A 1,638-nucleotide genomic window follows, 5' to 3' on the forward strand; every position below is an offset into this window, starting at 1 on the left:
TCTAATGTTATAATGGTTATAATTAGATCTTGAAAGGAGTTGGCAAAATGGCTGTAAATAAAGAACGATTTTATGAGTTGCTTGATCGACTATCCGATAAAGATCTTGAGTTGGTTTCCGAATTGATGGAGCGCCTCGCCAATATTCCCGTGAATAGAGAAATCCCTCTCGATGATGAACCAACAACTCAAGATGAATTAGATGCCATAAAGGATGCTCATGAAGCTTACTTAAGAGGTGAATTAATTAGCCTTAAGGATGTTGAACATGAATTACGAAATTAAGTTCCTAAAGGATGCCTTTAAGTATCTTCAAAAGCAGGATATCACAACTCGAAATCGCATTCTGGATCACTTAAAAATTCTTTCTGAAAATCCAAGACATCCAGAGCTCGACATAAAAAGAATGCAAGGTATGGAAAATCATTTTCGGCTTCGTGTTGGATCCTTTCGTGTGATTTATTCAGTAATTGATAATGAACTTATAATAATTGTTGTAAAGATAGGATCTCGCGGTGACATATATAAAAATCTTGATGGCACTTAAAGTACAAGTGTCATTTATTTTGCCTCGCACCGGTTTCAGATAACGTATCGTGTTCCCGACGTCGAAAGGCTTAAGCCGCTGACCCGTCGAGCGCAGCGAATCAGGTTGCCGGGTGGCTCCGCCACTTAGCCTTGCAGACGTGTCCGCCTGAATTCCCTTCCTTGCTACTGAATTAGCACCGTAATGATTCCACTTCATATATCTTCGGGCGGACCTTGCGGCTACAGCCGCGTTGCGGGAACATTGTGTTATCTGCCGTCGTTCTTCACTGCAATTTCTTTTTACTGCCTTTATTTCTTTTATATACTTCTATGTATCCTCTTCATGATGTTTCATCGTTATTAACTCACGACTCTTACTGAACCAAGTCCTAGCTACTGCTTACTTCTTTAGCCCTCTTCTCGTAGTCAACTAGATACCTTTGATCTGCTTCGTGTTATTCAGCTTTTCATTCTTTCCCACTTCTTCGACTAGACGATGGCAGATAACGGTTCCGCATCTACGACACGACCCGGCCTTAGATAGCTATTATCTTAGGCCGGGTCGTGTGTTGTCTGAATATTCTTCCTTGCTTACACATCTGACAACCAAGGGGCGAATGACCCGCAGCGTAGATGCATTGTTATACGACGGGGTCCTTCTATGAGTATCCCCACATCGTTTACTGTTATTATTTATCAGGCGTGTATTCAATCAAATCTGATAATTTGCACTCAAATGTATCACATAGCTTTAATAATGTTTCTAATTTGGTCGTTTCAATATTTATTTCTTTATACAGTTTGTTAATCGAATTTCTACTCAGTCCAGATCTGTTCATTAATTCTGTTATATCATCAATTCGGTGTTCAGCCATAAGAACTCTAATATTGCACCTTATCAAGCAGACTCCCTCCCATGATCAATATATTATATCTCAAAGTTATTTTTATCAATTAGAAGTCATCATTTCACCTTATAGAGCTTATTTTTTTCTTTACAATTAACCCCATAGGGATATATAATAACCTTATAGAGTTAATAAAAGGAGGGAAGTCATTGATTGAATCTTTAGAAGTTTTAGCTGAGCCTTTAATTCGCCATCGTTTAGAA

At 38.6% G+C, this 1,638-nt stretch carries 3 protein-coding genes; 2 read left to right on the top strand and 1 reads right to left on the bottom strand.

The genetic code is table 11. The features are described 5' to 3' along the window. The first annotated feature begins 47 nt into the window (after positions 1 to 47). Entirely contained in the window at positions 48 to 284 is a 237-nt protein-coding gene (locus PBA01S_RS22480) for a hypothetical protein (protein ID WP_016310982.1), read from the top strand. Further along, positions 268 to 546 carry a type II toxin-antitoxin system RelE family toxin gene (locus tag PBA01S_RS22485; RefSeq protein WP_016310981.1) on the top strand — a complete coding sequence of 93 codons (279 nt, stop codon included), beginning with the start codon at positions 268 to 270 and terminating at the stop codon, positions 544 to 546. The genes PBA01S_RS22480 and PBA01S_RS22485 overlap by 17 nt, the downstream gene beginning before the upstream one ends. Positions 547 to 1,216: 670 nt before the next feature. On the opposite strand, the gene PBA01S_RS22490 is transcribed toward PBA01S_RS22485, so the two are convergent. Further along, positions 1,217 to 1,429: a helix-turn-helix domain-containing protein gene (locus PBA01S_RS22490; RefSeq protein WP_036699887.1), complete on the bottom strand. Its 213-nt coding sequence runs from the start codon at positions 1,427 to 1,429 to the stop codon at positions 1,217 to 1,219. Positions 1,430 to 1,638: the final 209 nt, after the last annotated feature.

Source organism: Paenibacillus barengoltzii NBRC 101215 (assembly GCF_004000745.1).
Classification (GTDB): domain Bacteria; phylum Bacillota; class Bacilli; order Paenibacillales; family Paenibacillaceae; genus Fontibacillus; species Fontibacillus barengoltzii.

What these genes read in the sequence shown, in the direction of transcription:
- PBA01S_RS22485 (WP_016310981.1), top strand. Translation starts at nt 268, where the DNA reads ATGAATTACGAAATTAAGTTCCTAAAGGATGCCTTTAAGTATCTTCAA.
- PBA01S_RS22480 (WP_016310982.1), top strand. Translation starts at nt 48, where the DNA reads ATGGCTGTAAATAAAGAACGATTTTATGAGTTGCTTGATCGACTATCC.